The organism is Streptomyces sp. NPDC048560 (assembly GCF_040650955.1).
In the GTDB taxonomy this organism is placed as follows: domain Bacteria; phylum Actinomycetota; class Actinomycetes; order Streptomycetales; family Streptomycetaceae; genus Streptomyces.
In genome coordinates this window covers 510,888-533,605 of the sequence record NZ_JBEZIJ010000002.1, presented here as the reverse complement: position 1 = coordinate 533,605, position 22,718 = coordinate 510,888, and the positions used below count along the sequence as shown (strand labels likewise).

General features: G+C 71.6%; 21 protein-coding genes. 14 read left to right on the top strand and 7 right to left on the bottom strand.

Translation table 11 applies throughout. The annotated features are described in order from the left end of the window. Positions 1-66 precede the first annotated feature (66 nt). Complete coding sequence (locus AB0C82_RS09145) at positions 67-951, bottom strand: sugar isomerase (RefSeq protein WP_362837949.1); 885 nt, start codon at positions 949-951, stop codon at positions 67-69. 199 nt (positions 952-1,150) lie between these two features. Here AB0C82_RS09145 and AB0C82_RS09140 point away from each other — a divergent pair, with 199 nt between their 5' ends. From AB0C82_RS09140 to argF, 10 genes are all read left to right on the top strand, one after another. Continuing rightward, complete coding sequence (locus tag AB0C82_RS09140) at positions 1,151-1,951, top strand: DeoR/GlpR family DNA-binding transcription regulator (protein WP_362837947.1); 801 nt, start codon at positions 1,151-1,153, stop codon at positions 1,949-1,951. 125 nt (positions 1,952-2,076) lie between these two features. Continuing rightward, positions 2,077-2,481 carry a cell division protein SepF gene (locus AB0C82_RS09135; RefSeq protein WP_362837945.1) on the top strand — a complete coding sequence of 135 codons (405 nt, stop codon included), beginning with the start codon at positions 2,077-2,079 and terminating at the stop codon, positions 2,479-2,481. Between the two features lie 56 nt (positions 2,482-2,537). Next, on the top strand, positions 2,538-2,897 hold the full coding sequence (locus AB0C82_RS09130) for a nucleotide pyrophosphohydrolase (RefSeq protein WP_362837943.1): 360 nt from the start codon (positions 2,538-2,540) through the stop codon (positions 2,895-2,897). A gap of 124 nt (positions 2,898-3,021) precedes the next feature. Then, the gene (locus tag AB0C82_RS09125) at positions 3,022-3,540 is read left to right on the top strand and encodes a DUF6099 family protein (protein ID WP_362837941.1); all 519 of its coding nucleotides are present in this window, start codon (positions 3,022-3,024) and stop codon (positions 3,538-3,540) included. Between the two features lie 73 nt (positions 3,541-3,613). Then, positions 3,614-4,537: an LLM class F420-dependent oxidoreductase gene (locus AB0C82_RS09120; RefSeq protein WP_362837939.1), complete on the top strand. Its 924-nt coding sequence runs from the start codon at positions 3,614-3,616 to the stop codon at positions 4,535-4,537. A gap of 90 nt (positions 4,538-4,627) precedes the next feature. Continuing rightward, positions 4,628-5,575: a homocysteine S-methyltransferase gene (gene mmuM, locus AB0C82_RS09115; protein WP_362837937.1), complete on the top strand. Its 948-nt coding sequence runs from the start codon at positions 4,628-4,630 to the stop codon at positions 5,573-5,575. Between the two features lie 43 nt (positions 5,576-5,618). Continuing rightward, positions 5,619-7,097: a 3' terminal RNA ribose 2'-O-methyltransferase Hen1 gene (locus AB0C82_RS09110; RefSeq protein WP_362837935.1), complete on the top strand. Its 1,479-nt coding sequence runs from the start codon at positions 5,619-5,621 to the stop codon at positions 7,095-7,097. Beyond that, positions 7,094-9,661, top strand: a complete 2,568-nt coding sequence (locus AB0C82_RS09105) for a polynucleotide kinase-phosphatase (RefSeq protein WP_362837933.1) — start codon at positions 7,094-7,096, stop codon at positions 9,659-9,661. Before AB0C82_RS09110 ends, AB0C82_RS09105 begins: the two co-directional genes overlap by 4 nt. Before the next feature lie 69 nt (positions 9,662-9,730). Beyond that, on the top strand, positions 9,731-10,963 hold the full coding sequence (locus AB0C82_RS09100; protein WP_362837931.1) for an arginine deiminase: 1,233 nt from the start codon (positions 9,731-9,733) through the stop codon (positions 10,961-10,963). A 138-nt stretch (positions 10,964-11,101) separates the two neighbouring features. Beyond that, a complete protein-coding gene (gene argF, locus AB0C82_RS09095; protein WP_362837929.1) occupies positions 11,102-12,112 on the top strand; it encodes an ornithine carbamoyltransferase in 1,011 nt (336 codons plus the stop codon). Here argF and AB0C82_RS09090 read toward each other — a convergent pair whose 3' ends face one another. Continuing rightward, positions 12,113-12,574, bottom strand: coding sequence for an ATP-binding protein (locus AB0C82_RS09090; protein ID WP_362837927.1), 462 nt, complete (start codon positions 12,572-12,574; stop codon positions 12,113-12,115). A 244-nt stretch (positions 12,575-12,818) separates the two neighbouring features. On the opposite strand from AB0C82_RS09090, the gene AB0C82_RS09085 reads away from it, so the two are divergent. Beyond that, on the top strand, positions 12,819-13,646 hold the full coding sequence (locus AB0C82_RS09085; protein WP_362837925.1) for an enoyl-CoA hydratase family protein: 828 nt from the start codon (positions 12,819-12,821) through the stop codon (positions 13,644-13,646). Positions 13,647-13,650: 4 nt separating this feature from the next. Next, positions 13,651-15,933: a bifunctional salicylyl-CoA 5-hydroxylase/oxidoreductase gene (locus tag AB0C82_RS09080; RefSeq protein WP_362837923.1), complete on the top strand. Its 2,283-nt coding sequence runs from the start codon at positions 13,651-13,653 to the stop codon at positions 15,931-15,933. On the opposite strand, the gene AB0C82_RS09075 is transcribed toward AB0C82_RS09080, so the two are convergent. From AB0C82_RS09075 to AB0C82_RS09065, 3 genes are read right to left on the bottom strand one after another with little or no spacing between them, the layout of a single operon-like run. Next, positions 15,934-16,755, bottom strand: coding sequence for a GNAT family N-acetyltransferase (locus AB0C82_RS09075; protein WP_362837921.1), 822 nt, complete (start codon positions 16,753-16,755; stop codon positions 15,934-15,936). Positions 16,756-16,808: 53 nt separating this feature from the next. Next, positions 16,809-17,627, bottom strand: a complete 819-nt coding sequence (locus AB0C82_RS09070; RefSeq protein WP_362837919.1) for a PaaX family transcriptional regulator C-terminal domain-containing protein — start codon at positions 17,625-17,627, stop codon at positions 16,809-16,811. Positions 17,628-17,636: 9 nt separating this feature from the next. After that, positions 17,637-19,295 carry an AMP-binding protein gene (locus AB0C82_RS09065; protein WP_362837917.1) on the bottom strand — a complete coding sequence of 553 codons (1,659 nt, stop codon included), beginning with the start codon at positions 19,293-19,295 and terminating at the stop codon, positions 17,637-17,639. A 91-nt stretch (positions 19,296-19,386) separates the two neighbouring features. Here AB0C82_RS09065 and AB0C82_RS09060 point away from each other — a divergent pair, with 91 nt between their 5' ends. Together AB0C82_RS09060 and AB0C82_RS09055 are read left to right on the top strand one after the other, a co-directional pair. Next, complete coding sequence (locus AB0C82_RS09060) at positions 19,387-20,514, top strand: acyl-CoA dehydrogenase family protein (protein WP_362837915.1); 1,128 nt, start codon at positions 19,387-19,389, stop codon at positions 20,512-20,514. Next, positions 20,511-20,912 (top strand): RidA family protein, encoded by a 402-nt coding sequence (locus tag AB0C82_RS09055; protein WP_362837913.1) that lies wholly within the window; start codon positions 20,511-20,513, stop codon positions 20,910-20,912. The genes AB0C82_RS09060 and AB0C82_RS09055 overlap by 4 nt, the downstream gene beginning before the upstream one ends. Before the next feature lie 35 nt (positions 20,913-20,947). Here the strand turns inward: AB0C82_RS09055 and AB0C82_RS09050 are convergent, their stop codons facing one another. Beyond that, complete coding sequence (locus AB0C82_RS09050; protein WP_362837911.1) at positions 20,948-22,081, bottom strand: FAD-dependent monooxygenase; 1,134 nt, start codon at positions 22,079-22,081, stop codon at positions 20,948-20,950. Positions 22,082-22,147: 66 nt separating this feature from the next. After that, the gene (locus tag AB0C82_RS09045) at positions 22,148-22,717 is read right to left on the bottom strand and encodes an ATP/GTP-binding protein (protein WP_362837909.1); all 570 of its coding nucleotides are present in this window, start codon (positions 22,715-22,717) and stop codon (positions 22,148-22,150) included. Position 22,718 lies beyond the last annotated feature (1 nt).

The window sequence follows — 22,718 nt, the reverse complement described above, 5'->3', positions numbered from 1 at the left end:
GCCGGTTGCGCCCTCCCACCCCGCCTTCTCCCGGGTCCGCACCCGCAGACCCGGCGTCCGGCGGGTTCAGCCCTGGCTGAGGACCACCGAACGCGTCAGGTGCCGGGGAAGGTCCGGGTCGAGCCCGGCCGCGAGCGCCCGGGCGACCGCCAGGCGCTGGACACGCACGAGGTCGGCGAGCGGGTCGAGGCCGCTGTCGATCCAGCGGGCGCCGGTGTCGAGCACCTGCCGCTCCAGGCCCTCCGGGGCCGGACCGAACATCCAGGTGGCGGTCCCGGTGGTGGAGATGCTGATGGGCCCGTGGCGGTACTCCATCGCCGGGTACGACTCCGTCCAGGACAGCGACGCCTCCTTCATCTTGAGCGCCGCCTCGTTGGCGAGGCCCACCGTCCAGCCCCTGCCCAGGAACGTGAACTGGGTGCATTCCAGGAGCCCTTCGGGCAGCGGCTCGGCGAGCGCCGTCTCCGCGTCCCGCACCGCCTGTTCCGTGTGCAGCCCGAGATGGGCGCGGAGCAGGGTGAGCGCGGTGGTCGCGAACCGCGTCTGCACGACGGACCGTTCGTCGGCGAAGTCGAGGACGACGACGTCGTCGGCGGCCGTCATGACCGGAGTGGCGGGGTCCGCCGTGACGGCGACGGTACGGGCGGTGCCGTCCAGCCGGTCGAGCAGGTCCAGTACCTCGGTCGTGGTGCCCGAACGGGTCAGCGCGACGACCCGGTCGTAGGTGCGCCCGGAGGGGAACTCCGAGGCGGCGAAGGCGTGGCTCTCGCCCAGTCCTGCGTCCTCGCGGAGCGAGGCATAGGCCTGCGCCATGTAGAAGGAGGTGCCGCAGCCGACGACCGCGATGCGTTCACCGGCGGCGGGCAGGGCGTCCGCCCGGTCACCCGCCAGTTCCGCCGCGCGGCGCCAGCACGCGGGCTGGCTGGCTGTCTCGCTCGCTGCAAAGGACACGTCTGCTCCATCTGATGGGGTGAACGATGAGCCATGCTTGAATTTGCACGTTACAGGCTCACATCGAGCAAGAACAAGCATACGAGGCCGGGGGAAACGGGTCTCCGGCGGCCTGTGCGACGCTTGCGCTGTCCGGCGCCCGGCGACCGCGTTCCCGGGAAACGTGGTGCCGCAGGCAGGACAGGTAAGGAGCACACTCGTGGCCAGGGACGCCCGGTGGGACGCATTGCTGGAACTGGTCGGGAAGAACGGCCGGGTGGAGGTCGAGGACGCCGCTGTGGCCCTGGACGTGTCGGCGGCGACGATTCGCCGCGATCTCGACCAGCTCGCGGAGCAGCACCTGCTCACCCGGACCCGCGGCGGAGCCGTCGCCCACGGAGTGTCGTACGAACTGGCGCTGCGCTACAAGACCGGCCGGCACGCGCCGGAGAAGCAGGCAATCGGCCGCGCCGCCTCCGAACTCGTGGCCGTGGGCGAGGTGGTGGGCCTGACCGGCGGCACCACGATCACCGAGGTCGCCCGGGCGCTGGCCCTGCGCCCGGACATCGTGGGCGAGACAGGGATGTCGGCGGGCGGCCAGCCGACGCTGACCGTCGTCACCAACGCGCTGAACATCGCCAACGAGCTCGTGATCCGGCCGCAGATCAAACTGGTCGTGACGGGCGGAGTTGCCAGACCTCAGTCGTACGAGCTGACGGGTCCGCTGGCCAATGGTGTGATGAGTGAGATCACCCTGGACGTCGCGGTGCTGGGCGTGAACGCGATCGACATCGAACGCGGGGCGTACGTCCATCACGAGGGCGAGGCCAGCATCAACAGGCTGCTGGCGGAGCGGGCGCAGCGCGTGGTCGTCGCGGCCGACTCCTCGAAGATCGGCAAGCGGGCCTTCGCCCGCGTCTGTGATCTCGGGCAGGTCGACACCCTGGTGACGGACTCCGGCATCGCACCGGAGGCGAGGGCCCGTTTCGCCGAGGCGGGTGTCACCGTCATCGCGGTGTGAGGGGGCCGAGTCGGGACAGTGCCCGTGTCGGTGGTACGCCGAACGGGTGAGAAGCGGGAGACTTGCCTGATGAACAGTGAGCGCAGCCGGCGCGCAGTCAACCGGCGTACGAACGGGGTGGCCCTGTGAGCAGGTACGACAGGTACGACAGGTACGACGCCACCGACGAACAGTGGGAAGGGCTCGCCCAGGTCGTACCGCTGCGCGGCCGCAACGAGTGGCCTTCGCGGGTCGACCACCGCGCGGTCCCGGACGAACCGGTGGCCGAGCAGAGGCGGCTGGTGGTGCTGCGGGTCCAGGTGTTCGCGGACGCGCGCGAGGTGGCGGAATACCTCGTCGCGCAGATTCCGGTACTGCTGGACCTGACCGCGGCGGAGACCGATGTGGCCAAGCGCATCCTCGACTTCAGCAGTGGCGTGGTCTTCGGGCTCGGCAGCGCGATGCACCGCGTCGACCGCAACGTGTTCCTGCTGGCCCCGGTCGGCATGGAGGTCGAAGGAGTGGCGGCGGCGGGCGTTCCTCACGCGTAGACGGCGCGTCCGGGCGCTCCGCGGGGCGCCCGGAGCCGCAGTGGTAGACCTGGGCCGTGACGGAATTCGATGTAGAGGGACTTCAGCGCCGGCTGGCCGTGTTCGCCGCGGCACGGAACTGGGAGCAGTACCACACCCCGAAGAACCTGGCGGTGGCGCTGAGCGTGGAGGCGTCCGAACTGGTCGAGATCTTCCAGTGGCTGACGCCGGAGCAGTCGGCGAGGGTGATGGAGACGGCGGAGACCGCGCACCGCGTGGCCGACGAGGTCGCGGACGTGCTCGCGTACCTGCTGCAGTTCTGCGAGGTGCTGGGTATCGATCCCCTGGCCGCCCTTGCGGCCAAGATCGACCGGAACGAGGTGCGGTTCCCGGTTCCGGAGCCCCCGGAACCCGGAAATGGTCACTCTTCGGAGTGATCAACTTGTCCACAGTCGATTTGGTGTCCACAGATTTCCGAATTCCTCTGGTCTTCCGGTGCTCGTCACCTCACTGTGGGTAATGAAAGAGGTGACCGGGTTTTCGTACAGGCGGGGGAATGACATGGAAGCGGAGCGACTGATCGAGGCCGGCCGCCGCGCACTGGCCGAGAGCCGGGGCTCGCTGAACGTGATGGCGGAGGCGTGGCAGGCCCAGGCGCTCGCCAGGACGGTCGGCAGCAGGCTGCTCCTGAGCGGGCCCGTGGAATTACGTGGCGAGGCGCGCGGCCTCAGCGAGGCCGGCGGACGCGGCGGCTCGGCGCTCGACCACCCCATGGTGCTCGCCGGTGGGACCAGGGCCTCTCAGCTCACCGAAGTGGCGGATGTGCGGCGGTCGTTGACCGCTCTGGTCGCTCTGCTCGGTGAGGTGGGCATCGCGTTGGTCGGGGTCGCCTGCGACACCGACGAGGAGGGTCTGTACTGGCAGTGCATCGAAGCGATAGACGCGGCCGACGAGTCGGTCGACCGGGTGCACGGAATGCTGAGACGGCTCGCGGAGCGCGAGGCGGAGCGAGAGCGTGAGCGGGACGGCCCGTTCGGGGTGCTCCACGGCCCTGCGGGCTCGGCGGCGGGGCCGCCCTGAGGCGGGGACGGGCGTGACCGGGCCGGGTCGCGGGAGCTGGGACGGCCGGTGTTCGAAGGTGCAGGATGGATGCATGGATCTTCGAATCTTCACCGAGCCCCAGCAAGGGGCCTCCTACGACACCCTTCTCGCCGTGGCCAAGGCGGCCGAGGACCTCGGCTTCGACGCGTTCTACCGCTCCGACCACTACCTTCACATGGGATCGGGCGACGGGCTTCCGGGCCCGACCGACGCATGGATCACCCTTGCCGGGCTGGCGCGCGAGACCAGGCGCATCCGGCTCGGGACCCTGATGACGGCGGGCACCTTCCGGCTGCCGGGCGTGCTGGCCATCCAGGTCGCGCAGGTCGACCAGATGTCAGGCGGCCGTGTCGAACTGGGTCTGGGCGCGGGCTGGTTCGAGGCGGAGCACAAGGCGTACGGCATCCCCTTCCCCAAGGAGAAGTTCGGCCGCCTTGAGGAGCAGCTGGCGATCGTCACCGGCCTCTGGGAGACGGAGGTGGGCAAGACCTTCAGCTACGACGGCACGTACTACCAGCTGACCGACTCGCCCGCGCTGCCCAAGCCGGCCCAGGCCAAGGTGCCGGTCCTGATCGGCGGACACGGTGCGACCCGCACCCCGAGGCTCGCCGCGAAGTACGCCGACGAGTTCAACATCCCGTTCGCCTCGCTGGAGGACAGCGAGAGGCAGTTCGGCCGGGTCCGGGCGGCGGCGAAGGCGATCGGCCGCCCGCCGGAGGAACTGGTGTACTCCAACGCACTGGTGGTGTGCGTGGGCAAGGACGACGCGGAGGTGGCGCGGCGGGCCGCGGCGATCGGCCGGGACGTCGAGGAGCTCAAGGCGAACGGCCTCGCGGGCTCGCCGGCCGAGGTGGTCGACAAGATCGGCCGGTACGGGGCGATCGGGTCGTCCCGGGTCTACCTCCAGGTCCTCGACCTGGGCGACCTCGACCATCTGGACCTGATCTCGTCCCAGGTCCAGTCGCAACTGACCTGACCCGACCCGATCCCGCCCGATCCCTCCCGACCGGCCCGGCGGAGCCGAAGGAGCAGGGAAGCCGAGGTGCAGAGGAGCAGAGGAGCGCGCATGAAGTCCGGCCAGCCACCGCACACCCCCGAAGGTCCCGCGCAGGGCCAACCGGTCCGCACGCTCGGCGAAGCCCTCGCCGGGGGGACCGTCCTGCTCGACGGCGGCCTCTCCAACCAGTTGGAGGCACAGGGCTGCGATCTGTCGGACGCGCTCTGGTCGGCCCGGCTGCTGGCCGACGCTCCCCACCAGATCGAGGCCGCGCACACCGCGTACGTCCGCGCGGGCGCGCAGGTGCTCATCACCGCCAGCTACCAGGCAACCTTCGAAGGCTTCGAGCGGCGCGGGATCGGGCAGGCCCGCGCCGCCGGACTGCTGGCCGGCAGCGTGGAGCTGGCCCGGCGGGCCGGAGAAGGGGCCGGGCGCCAGATCTGGGTCGCCGCCTCGGTCGGGCCGTACGGGGCGATGCTCGCGGACGGCAGTGAGTACCGGGGGCGCTACGGGCTCCCGGTGCGGGAGTTGGAGCGCTTCCACCGCCCGCGGATGGCGGCCCTGGCCGCCGCGCGGCCCGATGTGCTCGCACTGGAGACGGTGCCGGACATGGACGAGGCGGAGGCGCTGCTGAGGGTGGCCGGGGAGTTCGGACTGCCCGTGTGGCTCTCGTACAGCGTGGCGGGGGGCCGGACCAGGGCAGGGCAGCCCCTGGCGGAGGCCTTCGGGGTGGCCGCGGGGAACGGCCAGGTGATCGCCGTCGGCGTCAACTGCTGCGACCCGGCGGACGCGGACGGTGCGGTGGTGACGGCCGCCGAGGTCACCGGCAAGCCGGTCGTCGTGTATCCGAACAGCGGGGAGCGGTGGGACGCCGGGCTCCGGACCTGGGCGGGGGACAGCACGTTTGACGCCGGCCGGGTGCGGGCGTGGCAGGAGGGCGGGGCGCGGCTGGTAGGGGGGTGCTGCCGTGTCGGACCCGCGCGGATCGGGGAGCTGGGAGAGCTGCTGGCAGGATGAAATTGCCTGGTGGGAGCAGGGTCCCGGGGCCATACTCGGACGGGTGTTCCTGACTATCAGTACAACCGGCTCCCCGGAGCGTCCCGCCACCGATCTCGGTTTCCTGCTGCACAAGCATCCCGACAAGGCGCAGACGTTCTCCACCTCGCACGGCACCGCGCACGTCTTCTACCCCGAGGCATCCGCGGAGCGCTGCACGGCTGCCCTGCTGCTGGAGGTGGACAGTGTGGCGCTGGTGCGGCGCGGCAAGGGCAAGGGCAGGGGCGGAGCCCCCGACGCGGCGCTCGCGCAGTACGTCAACGACCGGCCCTACGCCGCCTCCTCGCTGCTCTCCGTCGCCATGAGCACGGTCTTCAAGTCCGCCCTGAGCGGGGCGTGCAGGGCCATGCCCGAGCGGGCGGAGCAGTCGCTCCCGCTGCGGATCGAGATCCCCGCAGTGCCCGCGCGTGGTGGCGTCGAGCTGGTGCAGAAGCTGTTCGGCCCGCTCGGCTGGACGAGCGTGGAGGCCGTGGCCGTGCCGCTGGACGAGGAGTTCCCCGAATGGGGCGACTCGCGCTACGTACAGCTGGTGCTGGAGGGGGAGATGCGGCTCGCGGACGCCCTGCGGCAGCTGTACGTCCTGCTGCCGGTGCTCGACGACGCCAAGCACTACTGGGTGGCCCCCGACGAGGTGGACAAGCTGCTGCGGGCCGGTGAGGGGTGGCTCGCCGAGCACCCGGAGCAGAAGCTGATCACCAGCCGGTATCTTTCGCGCCGCTGGTCACTGACCCGGCAGGCGATGGAGCGTCTCGAACTGGTGCGGCTCGCGGAGTCGGACGACCTCGACGTGGACTCCGTGGACAATGCCGTGGACGAGACGAAGGACACCGAGGAGAAGCCGGTACCGCTCGCAGAGCAGCGGCGCGTGGCGATCCTGGAGGCGCTGCGCGCCGCCGGGGCGGGCCGGGTGCTCGACCTGGGCTGCGGTCAGGGCCAGTTGGTCCAGGCGCTGCTCAAGGACGTGGCCTTCACCGAGATCGTCGGCGTCGACGTCTCGATGCGGGCCCTGACGATCGCCTCGCGCAGGCTGAAGCTGGACCGCATGGGCGAACGGCAGGCGAGCCGGGTCACGCTCCAGCAGGGTTCGCTCACCTATACCGACAAGCGGCTCAAGGGGTACGACGCGGCGGTGCTCAGCGAGGTCATCGAGCACCTCGACCTGCCGAGGCTGCCGGCCCTCGAGTACGCGGTGTTCGGATCGGCGCGGCCGCGCACGGTGCTCGTGACCACGCCCAACGTCGAGTACAACGTCCGCTGGGACACACTCCCCGCCGGGCACGTGCGCCATGGCGACCACCGCTTCGAGTGGACCAGGGCCGAGTTCGGGCAGTGGGCCGCAGAAGTGGCCGGGCGTCATGGCTACGAGGTGGCTTTCGTACCCGTGGGACCGGACGACCCCGAGGTGGGGCCGCCGACGCAGATGGCCGTGTTCACCATGAGCGCGGCGGACGAGAAGAACAAGAAGGAGGCGAAGGCCGCATGAGCGGGACCAGCACCACCGACACCCCCAGTACCTCGCGCACGCTGCCGGTGACCGACCTCTCCCTCGTCGTGCTCATCGGGGCCAGCGGATCGGGCAAGTCCACCTTCGCCCGCAAGAACTTCAAGCCCACCGAGATCATCTCCTCGGACTTCTGCCGGGGTCTCGTCGCGGACGACGAGAACGACCAGAGCGCCAGCGGGGACGCGTTCGACGTCCTGCACTACATCGCGGGCAAGCGCCTCGCCGCCGGGCGGCTCACCGTCGTCGACGCCACCAACGTCCAGCCGGAGAGCCGCAAGCAGCTCGTGCGCCTCGCCCGTGAGCACGACGTGCTGCCGATCGCGATCGTCCTCGACCTGCCCGAAGAGGTCTGCCTCGCGCGCAACGCGAACCGCCCCGACCGGGCCGACATGCCGCGCCACGTCGTCCAGCGCCACCGTCGCGAGCTGCGCCGTTCGCTGCGCGGCCTGGAGCGCGAGGGCTTCCGCAAGGTGCACGTCCTGCGCACCGAGGAGGAGGCCCAGCACGCGGGCGTCGTGCTGGAGCGCCGCTTCAACGATCTGCGCCACCTCACCGGTCCCTTCGACATCATCGGCGACATCCACGGCTGCAGCTCCGAGCTGGAGACCCTGCTCGCCACCCTCGGATACGTCGACGGGGCGCACCCCGACGGGCGCACCGCCGTCTTCGTCGGCGACCTCGTCGACCGCGGTCCCGACAGTCCCGGCGTGCTGCGCCGCGTCATGGGCATGGTGTCGTCGGGCAACGCCCTGTGCGTTCCGGGCAACCACGAGAACAAGCTCGGCCGTTACCTCAAGGGCCGCAGTGTCCAGCTCACGCACGGGCTCGCCGAGACCGTCGAACAGCTGGAGCGCGAGGACGCGGTCGACCCCGCGTTCCGCGGCCGGGTCGCGGAGTTCATCGAGGGCCTCGTCAGCCACTACGTGCTGGACGGGGGCAAGCTCGTCGTCTGCCACGCGGGGCTGCCCGAGAAGTACCACGGCCGCACCTCGGGCCGGGTGCGCTCGCACGCGCTGTACGGGGACACGACGGGCGAGACCGACGAGTTCGGCCTGCCCGTGCGCTACCCGTGGGCCGAGGAGTACCGGGGCCGCGCCGCCGTGGTCTACGGCCACACCCCGGTCCCCAGCACCTCCTGGGTCAACAACACCATCTGCCTGGACACCGGCGCCGTCTTCGGCGGGAAGATGACCGCGCTGCGCTGGCCGGAGCGCGAACTCGTCGACGTACCCGCCGAGAAGGTCTGGTACGCGCCGGTCAAGCCGCTCGTGTCCGAGGCCCCCGGTGGCCGCGAGGGCCGTCCGCTCGACCTCGCCGACGTCCAGGGCCGGCGCATCGTGGAGACCCGGCACATGGGCCGCCTCTCGGTGCGTGAGGAGAACGCCGCCGCGGCGCTGGAGGTCATGAGCAGGTTCGCCGTCGACCCGCGGCTGCTCGCCTACCTCCCGCCGACCATGGCGCCGACCGCCACCTCGCACGAGGACGGCTATCTGGAGCATCCGGCCGAGGCGTTCGCCCAGTACCGGACGGACGGTGTCGCCAAGGTCGTGTGCGAGGAGAAGCACATGGGTTCGCGGGCCGTGGCGCTGGTCTGCCGTGACGCGGACGCGGCACGCGAGCGTTTCGGCACCGATGGCCCGACCGGCGCCCTGCACACCCGCACCGGACGGCCGTTCCTCGACGATCCCGCGCTCACCGAGTCGGTCCTGGCCCGGCTGCGCACGGCTGTCACCGCTGCCGGGCTGTGGGAGGAGTGGGACACCGACTGGGTCCTCCTGGACGCCGAACTGATGCCGTGGTCGCTGAAGGCGGCCGGGCTGCTGCGCTCGCAGTACGCGGCGGTCGGCGCCGCGTCGGGCGCTGCCCTGCCCGCCGCCGTCGCCGCCCTCGAAGCGGCCGCAGCCCGGTCCGTCGACGTCGGCGAGCTGGCGGACCGGCAGCGCGGACGGACCGAGGACGCCGCCGCGTTCACCCGGGCCTACCGGCGCTACTGCTGGAGCACCGAAGGGCTCGAAGGCGTGCGGCTCGCGCCCTTCCAGATCCTCGCCGTGCAGGGCCGCTCCCTGGCCTCCGTACCGCACGACGAGCAGCTGGCATGGCTCGACCGGCTCGTAGAGCACGACCCGACCGGGCTGCTGCAGGTCACCCGGCGTCTCGTCGTCGACACCGGCGACGAGGAGTCGGTGCGCTCCGGCGTCGACTGGTGGCTGGAGATGACGGGCCGCGGCGGCGAGGGCATGGTCGTGAAGCCGCTCGGGGCGCTCGTGCGGGACGAGAAGGGCAGGCTGGTCCAGCCGGGCATCAAGGTGCGCGGCCGGGAGTACCTGCGGATCATCTACGGCCCCGAGTACACCCGTCCTGAGAACCTGGAGCGGCTGCGCTCCCGGTTCCTCGGCCACAAGCGGTCGCTTGCCCTGCGGGAGTACGCGCTGGGTCTGGAGGCCCTGGACCGGCTGGCCGACGGGGAGCCGCTGTGGCGGGTCCACGAGGCGGTCTTCGCGGTACTGGCCCTGGAGTCGGAGCCGGTCGACCCGAGGCTGTAGGGAAGGGCCACGGACAAGTGGGGAGCCATTCGCCGGGTGAACGGCGCTCCGTGCGGTGAGGATGGAGGCATGGGATTCCATGTCGACTCCGAGGCCGGGCGGTTGCGCCGCGTCATCCTGCACCGCCCCGATCTGGAGCTCAAGCGGCTCACCCCCGGCAACAAGGACGCGTTGCTCTTCGACGACGTGCTGTGGGTGCGCCGCGCCCGTCAGGAGCACGACGGGTTCGCCGACGTGCTGCGCGACCGGGGGGTCGAGGTGCACCTCTTCGGGGATCTCCTCCGGGAGTCGCTGGACATCCCGGTCGCCAAGCGCCTCGTCCTCGACCGGGTCTTCGAGCAGAAGGAGTACGGTCCGCTCGCCACCGAGCATCTGCGGTCCGCCTTCGAGGAGTTGTCCACCGCCGAGCTGACCGAGGCGCTCGTCGGCGGGATGACGAAGCGGGAGTTCCTGGAGCGGCACAGCGAGCCGACCTCGGTCCGGTTCCATGTGATGGATCTGGACGACTTCCTCCTGGCGCCGCTGCCGAACCACCTCTTCACCCGTGACACCTCCGCCTGGATCTACGACGGCGTCTCGATCAACGCGATGCGCTGGCCGGCCAGGCAGCGCGAGACCGTCCACTTCGAGGCGATCTACGGTCACCACCCCCTCTTCACGGGGCCGGACGCGGGGGTGTTCCACCACTGGTCGGAGGGGCAGGACGACTATCCGTCGACCATCGAGGGCGGTGATGTGCTGGTCATCGGCCAGGGCGCCGTGCTGATCGGGATGAGCGAGCGCACCACTCCGCAGGCGGTGGAGATGCTGGCCCAGGGCCTCTTCGACGCGGGGTCGGCCCGGACGATCGTGGCGCTGGACATGCCGAAGAACCGGGCGTTCATGCACCTCGACACGGTGATGACGATGATCGACGGCGATACGTTCACGCAGTACGCCGGTCTCGGAATGCTCCGCTCGTACACCATCGAGCCCGGAGACGGCCCCCGGGAACTCAAGGTCACCGACCATCCGCCCGAGCACATGCACCGGGCCATCGCCTCGGCGCTCGGCCTGGACTCGATCCGGGTGCTCGCCGCCGTCCAGGACGTCCACGCGGCGCAGCGCGAGCAGTGGGACGACGGCTGCAACGTGCTGGCCGTGGAACCGGGGGTCGTCGTGGCGTACGAGCGGAACGTCACCACCAACACGCACCTGCGCAAACAGGGCATCGAGGTGATCGAGATCCGCGGCAGCGAGCTGGGGCGGGGGCGCGGCGGGCCGCGGTGCATGAGCTGCCCGGTGGTCCGTGATCCCGTGTAGCGAGAGGTCCTGACGGCCGGGGGAGTACGAGGTCCTGACGACCAGGGCCCGTACAGGCCTGTATAGCGATGCAGGGTGTCGTATAGACTTCCAGAATCAGCGCTTCGAGCGACCCTTGTCCCGACCAGGAGCAGTCACATGGCCACAGACCTCGCAGGCCGCCACTTCCTCAAGGAGCTGGACTTCACGGCCGAGGAGTTCCGCGGCCTGGTCGCCCTGGCCGCCGAGCTCAAGGCCGCCAAGAAGGCGGGCACCGAGGTCCGGCGGCTGAGCGGCAAGAACATCGCGCTGATCTTCGAGAAGACGTCGACGCGTACGCGCTGCGCGTTCGAGGTCGCCGCGGCGGACCAGGGTGCGTCGACCACGTACCTCGACCCCTCCGGCTCGCAGATGGGGCACAAGGAGTCGGTGAAGGACACGGCCCGGGTGCTGGGCCGGATGTTCGACGGCATCGAGTACCGCGGTGACAGTCAGCAGGCCGTCGAGGAGCTCGCCGCGTACGGCGGCGTTCCCGTCTTCAACGGGCTGACCGACGAGTGGCACCCCACCCAGATGCTCGCCGACGTGCTCACGATGACCGAGCACAGTGCGAAGCCGCTGGACCGGATGGTGTTCGCCTACCTCGGCGACGCCCGCTTCAACATGGGCAACTCGTATCTCGTCACCGGCGCCCTGCTCGGTATGGACATCCGGATCGTCGCCCCCCAGGCGTACTGGCCCACGGCGGACGTCGTCGCGCAGGCCCGGAAGCTCGCCGAGGTCAGCGGGGCGACCGTCACGCTCACCGAGGACATCGCCGAAGGGGTCGGCGGCGCCGATTTCGTCGCCACGGACGTGTGGGTCTCGATGGGGGAGCCCAAGGAGGTGTGGGCCGAGCGCATCACCGCGCTCGCGCCGTACTCCGTGACCATGGACGTCCTGCGGGCCACCGGCAACGACGACGTCAAGTTCCTGCACTGCCTCCCGGCCTTCCACGACCTCGGTACGAAGGTCGGCCGCGAGATCCACGCGGAGTACGGCCTCACCGAGCTCGAAGTGACCGACGAGGTGTTCGAGTCCCCGTTCTCGGTCGTCTTCGACGAGGCGGAGAACCGAATGCACACCATCAAGGCCGTGCTCGTGGCCACGCTGGCCGGTCCGGCCCTCTGATCACTCGGTCGCGCGGGCGTGCCGTGCGGGAGCGGGCCGGGCCGGTGCCGCGGGCAGCGTGAACCACACCGCCTTGCCCTGCTCCGTCGTGCGGTGACCGCAGGCGGAGCTGAGCGTACGGATCAGGAGGAGGCCCCGGCCGTGCTCCTGCCAGGGGTCCGGCGCGCTGCCGGGGGCCGGCCGGGAGAGGTCGCCCGGCGGGGAGGGGTCGCGGTCGTGGACCTCGACCTGGCAGCCGGTCGGCATGAGTTCCACGACCAGCTCGATCGGCTCGTCGCCGTCCGTGTGCTCGACGGCGTTGGCGACCAGCTCGGCGGTGAGGAGTTCGGCGGTGTAGCTGTCCGCGGGGGCGTCGATGTCCGTGAGCGCGGTACGGATGAGCGCGCGGGCGATCGGCACGGCGGCCGTGGAGTGCGGCAGGGCGATACGCCAAGACGCGGGAATGGGGACATCGGGGGGCACAGCTGGTTCCGTTCCGGGGCGGGACTTCCTGGTATCGACAAATCCTGCGTTCAACCATACGAAGCGGTGTGGCCCAGTCATAGGGGCGAGCGACCGGCACGAAAGGGACGTTCGCCACAACGCTCGCATGTTTGGGGTATCGCGTACTCCTGACGGCAGTCACATATGAGTGATAACTTCGAAGTGATGGAGCCTCCCGGAGCGGGCGGCTCAGCGGCCCGTCGGCTGAAGGGGACCACCTCCCATGAGCCCTTTTCGCAGTTCCGCACCGCGTACGGAGGACTGGCACCATCTGCGGCTGACCCTGGACGACGGGGTCGCCACCGTCACCCTGGCCAGGCCGGAGAAGCTCAACGCGCTCACCTTCGGCGCCTACGCGGACCTGCGGGACCTCCTGGCCGAGCTGTCACGGGAACGCTCCGTGCGCGCCCTGGTGCTCTCCGGCGAAGGGCGGGGGTTCTGTTCGGGAGGCGACGTGGACGACATCATCGGCGCCACGCTGGCGATGGACACCGCCCAGCTCCTCGACTTCAACCGGATGACGGGGCAGGTCGTACGCGCCCTTCGTGAATGCCCCTTCCCGGTTATCGCCGCCGTACACGGCGTGGCGGCGGGAGCCGGGGCCGTACTCGCGCTGGCGGCCGACTTCCGCATCGCGGACCCCACCGCCCGCTTCGCCTTCCTCTTCACCCGGGTCGGCCTCTCGGGCGGCGACATGGGCGCCGCCTATCTGCTGCCCCGCGTCGTCGGACTCGGCCACGCCACCCGGCTCCTCATGCTCGGCGACCCGGTGCACGCCCCCGAGGCGGAACGGATCGGCCTGATCAGTGAGCTCACCGAGGAAGGGCAGGCCGGCGCCCGCGCGGCCGCGCTCGCCCGCAGACTCGCCGACGGACCGGCACTCGCCCTCGCGCAGACCAAGGCACTGCTCACCGCCGAGCTCGACATGCCCCTCGCGGCCTCCGTCGAAATGGACGCCGCGACCCAGGCGCTCCTGATGAACGGCGAGGACTACGCCGAGTTCCACGCGGCCTTCACCGAGAAGCGCCCACCGAAGTGGCAGGGAAGGTAGCGCCATGGCCGGCGACTCGATGCGCATCGCGGTCATCGGAGGCGGCCCCGGCGGCCTGTACGCGGCGGCGCTGCTCAAGCGCCTCGGCCCCGGGCGCGACGTCACCGTCTGGGAGCGCAACGCCCCGGACGACACCTTCGGCTTCGGCGTCGTCCTCTCCGACGAGACCCTCGGCGGGATCGAGCACGCCGACCCCGTGGTCCACGCGGCGCTGCGGGAGGAGTTCGTCCGCTGGGACACCATCGACGTCGTCCACCGGGGCCGCACCGAGACGTCCGGCGGCCACGGCTTCGCGGCGCTCGGCCGCCGGAGGCTCCTGGAGATCCTGCACGAACGCTGCCGCTCCCTCGGCGTCCGCCTCCACTTCCGCACCGAGGCTCCGCCCGCCGAGCGGCTCGCCGGGGACTACGACCTGGTGGTCGCCGCCGACGGGGTGCACAGTGCCACGCGCGAGGCCCACGCCGACGTCTTCCGCCCGCACCTCACCACGCACCGCAACCGCTACATCTGGCTCGCCGCCGACTTCGCGTTCGACGCCTTCCGCTTCGAGATCGCCGAGACCGAGTACGGCGTGATGCAACTGCACGCCTACCCCTTCTCCACCGAAGCCTCCACCGTCATCGTCGAGATGCGCGAGGAGGTCTGGCGGGCCGCCGGACTCGACCGGTGCGACGCGGACGAGTCCACCGAACGCTGCGCCAAGACCTTCGCCGACGCCCTCGACGGCCGCCCCCTGCGCTCCAACAAGTCCTCGTGGCTCACCTTCACCACCGTCGTCAACGAGCGGTGGTCCCACGGCAGCACCGTCCTGATCGGCGACGCCGCCCACACCGCACACTTCTCGATCGGCTCCGGCACCAAACTCGCCGTCGAGGACGCCCTGGCGCTGGCCGCCTGCGTCGAGGAGCAGCCGGACCTGCGTACGGCCCTCGACGCGTACGAGACGGAGCGCCGCCCCGTCGTCGCCTCGACCCAGCGCGCGGCGGCGGCCAGTCTGCGCTGGTTCGAGGAGCTGGACACCTACCTGGACCAGCCGCCCCGCAGGTTCGCCTTCAACCTGCTCACCCGCAGCCGCCGCGTCACCCACGACAACCTCCGGCTGCGCGACCCCGACTTCACGGGCGCGGTCGAGGAGGAGTTCGGCTGCCCGCCGGGCACCCCGCCGATGTTCACCCCGCTGCGGCTGCGGGGGCTCGAACTGCGCAACCGGGTCGTCGTCTCACCCATGGACATGTACTCCGCCACCGACGGCGTCCCCGGCGACTTCCACCTCGTGCACCTGGGGGCACGCGCGCTGGGCGGCGCCGGACTCGTCATGACCGAGATGGTCTGTGTGAGCCCCGAAGGCCGCATCACCCCGGGCTGCGCCGGCCTCTACACCGACGAACAGGCCGCGGCCTGGACCCGGACAGCGGACTTCGTGCACCGGAGCGCCCCCGGCACGGCGTTCGGCGTCCAGCTCGGCCACTCCGGCCGCAAGGGCTCCACCAGGCTCATGTGGGAAGGCATCGACCAGCCGCTGGACGAGGGCAACTGGCCACTCTCCGCCGCCTCCCCGCTCCCGTACGTCCCCGGCGTCAGCCAGGTGCCCGAGGCCCTGGACCGCTCCGGACTCGACGCCATCCGCGAGGAGTTCGCGGCGGCGGCCCGCCGCGCGGCGCACTGCGGATTCGACCTGCTCGAACTGCACTGCGCGCACGGCTACCTGCTCTCCGGCTTCCTCTCCCCGCTCACCAACCACCGCACCGACGCGTACGGCGGCCCGCTGGAGAACCGGCTCCGCTTCCCCCTCGACGTCTTCGACGCGGTCCGGGAGCAGTGGCCCGCCGACCGCCCCATGACCGTCCGCATCTCCGCCACCGACTGGGCCGACGGCGGTACGAGTGCCGAGGACGCCCTCGCCATCGCCCGGGCCTTCGCCGACCACGGCGCCGACGCCATCGACGTGTCCACCGGACAGGTCGTGCCGGACGAACGCCCCGAGTACGGCCGCTCCTACCAGACGCCGTTCGCCGACCGCATCCGCAACACCGTCGGTGTCCCCGTCATCGCGGTCGGCGCCATCTCCTCGTGGGACGACGTCAACTCCCTGCTGCTCGCGGGCCGCGCCGACCTCTGCGCCCTGGCGCGCCCGCACCTCTACGACCCGCACTGGACGCTGCACGCGGCGGCGGAGCAGGACTACCGCGGACCGGGCGCGCCCTGGCCCCCGCCGTACCGTGCGGGCAGCCGCACCCCGCCGGCGGGCCGCACGGACGCGCCGAAGCCCCGCCTCACGCTGAACTGATCACACGCCCACCGCGCTGAGCAGCAGTCTGTCCGCCACGGCCTCGTACCCGATGCGCCGGTACACGCCGTTGCTCGTCGGGTTCGCTAGATCCGTGAACAGCAGCACCTCCTGGGCGCCCGCCTCCCTGGCCGCCCGGCTGACCTCCGCCGTCACCGCGGCCGCGTATCCCCGGCCCCGGTACCCGGACGGTGTGTACACCGTAGTCACCCGCACCGCGCCCGCGATCTCCCTGGAGACGCCCGCCATCGACACCGGCACGCCCGCGTCCTCCCAGAGCGTCAGCCCTCCGTATGCCGTCCGGTCGTCGACGAGCCGCTCGACGTGCGTGCCGGGCTGACCGGCCTCCCCGGCGAACGAGAGGTGCCAGTCCAGCAGCAGTTGCCGGTCGGCGGCCGTCGCCGTCCGGGGCCGGCCCGCCGGGGCGGGGGAGGGCGGGACGAGCGTCCCCAGCCGGTGGAGCCGTTGTCGCTGGTCGACCCGGTGGCCCGGCCAGTGCGCGGCCATCGCCTGTGCCGTCGCGCGGTCGGCGTTGATACTCGTCGGCGCGAGCGCCCGGGCGAGCGGAGCGATCGCCTCCTCGGCGGTCGCACCCAGCAACGGGGGGTACGGCGGTGTGTGCACCAGCGTCCCGGCGACCTCGCCGTCGGCCCCCCGCCACCAGCCGAGCACCGGGTCGTCCTCGCCGTAGGCGTGCCGGCCGTCGCGCCGCAGCGCCGCGGTGACGGTCAGAACCAGGGTGTTTTCCGCGGGGCGGGTGGCCAGCCACGCACCCGTCGCATCCAGGAAAGCGTCGGCATCATCCGTGAAGGTCCAGGTCATGCCTCATCCTGCCGGTTGCGCAGTGCGGCGGTCACCCCGATATCGGGCGGCGCTCACGGACGTACGAAACGCTCCCCGGCGTCGCGCAGCAGCGCGTGCAGCAGGCCGAACACCTCGGCCGAGCGGCCCCCTGGCCAGTCCTTCGGCAGCAGTTCCTCCGGCAGCCCGGGGTCCGCGTACGGCAGCTTCCGCCAGGAGTCCAGGGCCGGAAGGTAGTCCCGGTAGGCCTCCTCCGGGTCCGGTTCGCTGCCGGGGAGCCGTGCCTCCCACGCCTTCAGCACCGGCTCCTGCTGCTCCAGGAAGTCCAGATGGAGCCGGGCGATGGCGTCCAGGTCCCACCAGCGCGCCACCGACTCCTTCGTCGCCGCGAAACCGAGGTGGTCCCCGCGGAACAGGTCCACGTACGGGGCGAGTTCCAGCCTTTCCAGGGTGTGCCGGGTCTCCTCGTACAGACCCGCGGGCGCGATCCACACCCCGGGCGCGGCCGTGCCGAAGCCGAGGCGGCCCAGCCGGGAGCGCAGCAGGTGCCGCTTGTGGCGTTCCGCCTCCGGTACGGAGAAGACGGCGAGGACCCAGCCGTCGGCCGTCCGGGATTCCGGCTGCTCGTAGATGCGCCGGTCGCCGTCGTCGAGCAGCTGCCGGGCGTCCGCCGAGAGCGCGTACCCGGCCGACCCGTCCGCCGTGCGGGCCGGGACGAGCAGCTCGCGGCGCTTGAGCCGGGAGACGGAGGACCGTACGGAGGGCGCGTCGACCCCCACGGCGCGCAGCAGACGGATCAGCTCGGCCACCGGCAGCGGTTCGTTGCCGGGGGAGCGACCGTACGCGCCGTAGAGGCTGACGATCAGGGATCGGGGGGTGTGCAGCTCGGCCACGTGATCACTCTAGAGCCCGTCCCCAGCTCCGTGCGGGTCCGCGTCCCCGCGCAGCCGGAAACGCTGGAGCTTGCCGGTCGCCGTCCGGGGCAGCGCGGCCAGGAACTCGATGACGCGCGGGCACTTGTGCGGGGCGAGTTCGCCCTTCATGTAGCGGCGCAGGGAGTCCGCCGTCTGGGCCGAGCCCTCGCGGAGCACCACGTACGCCACGACGATCTGGCCGCGCAGCTCGTCCGTCCGCCCCACCACGGCGGCCTCGGCCACCTCCGGATGGTGCAGCAGGGCGTCCTCCACCTCGGGGCCGGCGATGTTGTAGCCGGAGGAGATGATCATGTCGTCGGCGCGGGCGACGTAGCGGAAGTAACCGTCGGCCTCGCGGACGTACGTGTCGCCGGTGACGTTCCAGCCGTGCCGCACGTACTGGGTCTGCCGCTCGTCGGCGAGGTAGCGGCAGCCGACAGGGCCGCGCACCGCGAGTAACCCCGGTTCCCCGTCGGGTAGTTCCTCGCCATCCGCGTCCACCACCCGCGCCTGCCAGCCCGGCACGGGTCTCCCGGTGGTGCCGGGGCGGATGGCGTCGTCGGCGGCGGAGATGAAGATGTGCAGCAGTTCCGTGGCGCCGATGCCGTTGATGATGCGCAGACCGGTCCGTTCGTACCAGGAGTCCCAGGTGGCGGCGGGCAGGTTCTCCCCGGCTGAGACGCACCGGCGCAGCGCGGACAGGTCGTGTCCGTCGAGGTGGTCCAGCATCACCCGGTAGGCCGTCGGCGCGGTGAACACCACCGAGACCCGGTGGGCGGCGAGTGCCGGGAGCAGTTGCTTGGGGCCCGCCTGCTCCAGCAGCAGCGCCGAAGCGCCCGCCCGCAGCGGGAAGATCACCAGTCCGCCCAGCCCGAAGGTGAAGCCGAGCGGTGGGCTCCCCGCGAACACGTCGTCCGGATCCGGGCGCAGGACGTGGCGCGAGAAGGTGTCGGCGACGGCCAGCACGTCGCGGTGGAAGTGCATACAGCCCTTGGGGTGCCCGGTGGTTCCCGAGGTGAAGGCGATCAGCGCGACATCATCGGCCGCGGTGTCCACCGGCTCGTACGGTCCCGGACGCGCCTTCGCCAGCCGAGTCAGATCGTCCTCCGCGTCACTCCCGTACACCGTGACCCGCAGCTCGGGGACCTGCGCCTTCAGCAGGTCCTCGACGGAGCGGACGTCGCACAGGGCGTGGCTCACCCGGGCGAGTGAGCAGATGGTGGACAGCTCCTGGGACCGGGCCTGTGCCAGTACGGTGACGGCGACCGCGCCCGCCTTCATGACCGCGAGCCAGCAGGCAGCCAGCCAGGGGGTGGTGGGACCGCGCAGGAGTACCCGGTTGCCGGGGCGTACGCCGAGATCGGTGGTCAGGACGTGGGCGATGCCGTCCACCCGGTCGCGCAGCTCCCCATAGCTCCACACCCCGCCGTCGCCGCTGCGGAAGGCGGGGCGGTCCGGCCCGAAGCGGCCGATGGTGCGGTCGAGGAGTTCGTATCCGCAGTTGAGCCGGTCCGGGTAGCGCAGCTCGGGCCGGTCGAAGACCAGCTCCGGCCACTGCGCGGCCGGCGGCAGATGGTCACGGGAGAACGTGTCGGTGTGTGCGGTGGCACCGTCCGCAGTCGCGTCCGGCGAGGAAATCGGCTCCATGAAGGATCGCCCCCTTGTCGCCCTTGGAGCGTATCGTTTGAGTGACGGTAGTCAACGGTTCGCGATAAGACGTGACAAGAGAGGCGCCGCCATGACGGCATTCTCGCTCGACCCGGCCAGGACCGCCTGGTGTGCGGAGCTGTACGAGGCCGCCGAGCACAAGCTGCGGCCGCTCGCCGAGAAGGGCGGACCCGGAAGGGTGAACCGCCCGCTGCTCGCCGCACTCGGCGAGCTGGGATACCTCGACCGGCTCTTCGGCTCCGGCGCGCTCGACCTCTGCCTGCTGCGCGAATCCCTCGCACGCGGCTGCACGGAGGCCGAGACCGCGCTCGCGCTCCAGGGGCTCGGCGCGTACCCGGTCGTCCAGGCCGGCACCCCCGCCCAGCGCGAGCGCTGGCTGCCCGAAGTGCGCGCCGGCCGTGCCGTGGCCGCCTTCGCTCTCAGCGAGCCCGGCGCGGGATCCGATGCCGCCGCGCTCTCGCTCGCCGCCCGGCCCACCCCGGACGGCTGGCGGCTCACCGGCGAGAAGTGCTGGATCTCCAACGCGCCCGAGGCCGACTTCTACACGGTGTTCGCCCGGACGACCCAGGAGGCGGGAGCCCGCGGCGTCACCGCCTTCCTGGTCCCCGCCGACCGCCCAGGGCTCACCGGGGAGGGGCTGGACATGCTCTCGCCGCACCCCATCGGGGCGCTGGACTTCGACGACGTGCCCGTCACCGCCGACGACGTCCTGGGCGAGCCGGACCAGGGGTTCCGGGTCGCCATGAACACACTCAACCTCTTCCGGCCGAGCGTCGGCGCCTTCGCGGTCGGCATGGCCCGCGCCGCACTCGACGCCACCGTCCGGCACACCGCGGAACGCACCGCTTTCGGCGGACCGCTGAAGGACCTCCAGGCCGTCTCGCACCAGGTCGCCGAGATGGCCACCCGCACCGAGGCCGCCCGGCTCCTGGTGTACGCGGCGGCCGCGGCGTACGACGCGGGTGAGGACGGCGTCCCCGGACGCGCAGCCATGGCCAAGCTGTACGCCACCGAGACCGCGCAGTACGTCGTCGACACCGCCGTCCAGCTGCACGGCGCCCGGGCGCTGCGCCGCGGCCACCTGCTGGAACACCTCTTCCGTGAGGTCCGCGCGCCGCGCATCTACGAGGGTGCCAGCGAGGTGCAGCGCACGATCATCGCCAAGCAGCTGTACGCGACCCAGGAGCCGTCCGCATGAACCCGGTCAACCGGATCAACCCCGCCGAGCTCTCGCCGCCCGCCGGCTTCTCGCACGCCGTGACCGTCACCGGAGGCCGGCTGGTCTTCCTCGCCGGCCAGACCGCCCTCGACGAGGCCGGGAAGGTCGTCGGGGCCACCCTGCCCGAGCAGTTCGAGAAGGCCCTCACCAACCTGCTCACCGCCCTGCGCGCGGCGGGCGGCACCCCGGCGGGCCTGGCGCGGGTGACCGTCTACGCCACGGACGTCGCCGACTACCGGGAGCACGCACCCGAACTGGGCCGCATCTGGCGGCGGCTGGCGGGGCGGGACTACCCGGCCATGGCGGTCATCGGCGTGGTCAGACTCTGGGACGAGCAGGCGATGGTCGAACTCGACGGGGTGGCGGCACTCGACTGAACCCCCGCAGCCGCTACCCCGCCGTCCTCATCCGCTCAGTACGGCTGCACCAGCACGTGCGCCGCGCCGGGGATACCCACCTTCAGCAGCTCGTCCTCCTCCGGCGTGGTCGCCCACCCGGTCTCCTGCTTGAGCACGGCGCGGGACATGTTCTGCACCCACATCGCGCGCGGACGGCGCCGGGCCTCCCACGCGTCGAGTGCCTCGGCCACGTCGTCCGTGCCCTCGAGCGAGAGGGCCAGCACGAGCGCGTCCTCGACGGCCATCGCGGCCCCCTGTGCGAGATGCGGGGTGGAGGCGTGTGCGGCGTCCCCGGCCAGGACGACCCGGCCGACGTGCCACGGCTCCTCGACCGTCACCTGCGAGATCCGCGAGTACACCACGGCGGAGGGGTCGTCGACGTGCCGGAGCGCCTCGGCGACGGGGCCCGCGAAGCCCGCGAGCCGCTCCCTGAGCTGCTCGTGCGCCTGCGCCGGGTCCGGCCTGAAGTCCTCCGCCTCCGCGAACACCGCGCCCAGGTACATCAGTTCGTCGGTGATCGGGGTGAGCAGGGCCTTCGCCGCCCGGTTGCCCGTACTCATCACGACACCCTGGACCTCGGGCAGCCGCGGCACGGTGACCCGCCAGTTGGCGAAGCCGGTGTACTCGGGGCGGTACCGGTCGCCGTACAGCCGGGTCCGCAGCGGCGAGCCGATGCCGTCGAAGCCGACGACCAGGTCCCACCGTGCCGCCGTACCGTCGGACAGGGTGACGTCCACGCCCGAGCCGTCGTCCGTCAGCTCGGCGATCGTCGTACCGAAACGGACCGTGACGCCGGCCGCGGCCGCCGCGGTGGCGAGGATCTCGGCGAGGGCGGGGCGCGGGATGCCGTTGTTGGACGGGGCGTCGTCCATCCGCGGCTGAGGGATCTTCGCGAGCGTGGCGCCGGCCGGGTCGCAGATGGTCAGCACCTCCCACTCGAAACCCGCTGCGACGCAGGCGTCGAGCACACCGATCTCCCGCATCACATGGAGCGCGTTGGACGGCTGGATGATCCCGACGCCGAGCGCCTCCAGCCCGTCGCGCACCTCGGCGACCTCGACGGTGTGACCGCGCCCGGCCAGGGCGACCGCGAGGGTGAGCCCGCCGATGCCGCCGCCGTGGACGAGGACGCGCAGGGGTGATGCCATCTCAGATCTCCAGTGCGAAAGAGGTGAACGGAAAGGAAGCGGCCGACCCGGCCCGGAGGCCCTGGGTCAGCCGACCCCGGCCGGGAGTCCCATCAGGTGGTCCACCAGGGCCAGCAGCACGTCGCGGCCGAACGGCCGCTCGCGCACGTCCCCGATCAGCAGGGGGACGTGCGGGTCGAGATCGAGGGCGGCCCGGATCTCCTCGGGCGTACGGCTGTTGTGGCCGTGGAAGCAGTTGATCGCCACGACGAACGGGATGTCGCGGCTCTCGAAGAAGTCGATCGACGCGAAACTGGTGTCGAGCCTGCGGGTGTCGGCGATGACGACGCCGCCGAGCGCCCCGTTGACCAGGTCGTTCCACATGAACCAGAAGCGTTCCTGGCCCGGGGTGCCGAAGAGGTAGACCACCAGCTCGGGACTGACCGTGATCCGGCCGAAGTCCAGGGCCACGGTGGTGGTGTCCTTGCGGCCGACACCGGCCAGGTCGTCCACACCGATGCTCGCCTGGGTCAGGTACTCCTCGGTGCGCAGCGGAGTGACCTCGCTGACGGCGCCCACGAGTGTGGTCTTCCCGACACCGAAGCCACCGGCTATGAGGATCTTGACGGCGGCAGGCGCCGTCTGGCTGTCAGTCATA

What these genes read in the sequence shown, in the direction of transcription:
- AB0C82_RS09075 (WP_362837921.1), bottom strand. Translation starts at nt 16,755, where the DNA reads ATGACCTGGACCTTCACGGATGATGCCGACGCTTTCCTGGATGCGACG.
- AB0C82_RS09055 (WP_362837913.1), top strand. Translation starts at nt 20,511, where the DNA reads ATGAACCCGGTCAACCGGATCAACCCCGCCGAGCTCTCGCCGCCCGCC.
- AB0C82_RS09120 (WP_362837939.1), top strand. Translation starts at nt 3,614, where the DNA reads ATGGATCTTCGAATCTTCACCGAGCCCCAGCAAGGGGCCTCCTACGAC.
- AB0C82_RS09125 (WP_362837941.1), top strand. Translation starts at nt 3,022, where the DNA reads ATGGAAGCGGAGCGACTGATCGAGGCCGGCCGCCGCGCACTGGCCGAG.
- AB0C82_RS09060 (WP_362837915.1), top strand. Translation starts at nt 19,387, where the DNA reads ATGACGGCATTCTCGCTCGACCCGGCCAGGACCGCCTGGTGTGCGGAG.
- AB0C82_RS09065 (WP_362837917.1), bottom strand. Translation starts at nt 19,295, where the DNA reads ATGGAGCCGATTTCCTCGCCGGACGCGACTGCGGACGGTGCCACCGCA.
- AB0C82_RS09045 (WP_362837909.1), bottom strand. Translation starts at nt 22,717, where the DNA reads ATGACTGACAGCCAGACGGCGCCTGCCGCCGTCAAGATCCTCATAGCC.
- AB0C82_RS09080 (WP_362837923.1), top strand. Translation starts at nt 13,651, where the DNA reads ATGGCCGGCGACTCGATGCGCATCGCGGTCATCGGAGGCGGCCCCGGC.
- AB0C82_RS09100 (WP_362837931.1), top strand. Translation starts at nt 9,731, where the DNA reads ATGGGATTCCATGTCGACTCCGAGGCCGGGCGGTTGCGCCGCGTCATC.
- argF (WP_362837929.1), top strand. Translation starts at nt 11,102, where the DNA reads ATGGCCACAGACCTCGCAGGCCGCCACTTCCTCAAGGAGCTGGACTTC.
- AB0C82_RS09105 (WP_362837933.1), top strand. Translation starts at nt 7,094, where the DNA reads ATGAGCGGGACCAGCACCACCGACACCCCCAGTACCTCGCGCACGCTG.
- AB0C82_RS09085 (WP_362837925.1), top strand. Translation starts at nt 12,819, where the DNA reads ATGAGCCCTTTTCGCAGTTCCGCACCGCGTACGGAGGACTGGCACCAT.
- mmuM (WP_362837937.1), top strand. Translation starts at nt 4,628, where the DNA reads ATGAAGTCCGGCCAGCCACCGCACACCCCCGAAGGTCCCGCGCAGGGC.
- AB0C82_RS09050 (WP_362837911.1), bottom strand. Translation starts at nt 22,081, where the DNA reads ATGGCATCACCCCTGCGCGTCCTCGTCCACGGCGGCGGCATCGGCGGG.